The sequence below is a fragment of the Bacillus sp. LR--39 genome (genome assembly GCF_053613335.1).
Map to the genome: position 1 here is coordinate 1 of NZ_JBSIOT010001362.1, position 563 is coordinate 563.

Here is a 563-nt window from a genome sequence, read left to right on the forward strand (position 1 = left end):
TTCTTTATACGAAACTTTGCCAAAACAATACGTTGAAGCGCTCACAATTTTACGGGATACAGCCCCTCATTTTAAAGGACTCAGCGGAATTTTATTTCCAGATTATGTGGAACAGTACGGGTTAGCGCATTGGGAAGAATCAATAAAGGCATTGGAATACTTTACGCAATATTCGACCTCAGAATTTGCTGTAAGGCCTTTTTTGCTGTTAGATCAAGAAAAGATGGTTGCACAATTGCTTGCATGGTCTGAGCATAAAAATGAACACGTGAGAAGACTTGCGAGCGAAGGCAGCAGGCCCCGCCTGCCATGGGGAAAATCGATACCGGCTTTGAAATCGGACCCTTCCCCCGTATTGCCGATCCTTGAGAAGCTGATGCAGGACGAGTCCTTATATGTAAGAAAAAGCGTGGCCAACAACCTTAATGATATATCAAAAACGCATCCTCATTTACTGAGAAAAGTCGCAGATCAATGGTACGGAACACATCCCCATACAGACTGGATTATCAAACACGCCTATCGGACCTTATTAAAAAAGGGTGATAAACAGGCCTTAGCGC

Annotated in this window: 1 protein-coding gene; it reads left to right on the plus strand. The window is 43.5% G+C overall.

All coding sequences use genetic code 11. The features are described 5' to 3' along the window. The coding region (locus tag ACWHAR_RS30500; RefSeq protein ID WP_452088861.1) for a DNA alkylation repair protein at positions 1-563 on the plus strand (563 nt) is incomplete at both ends.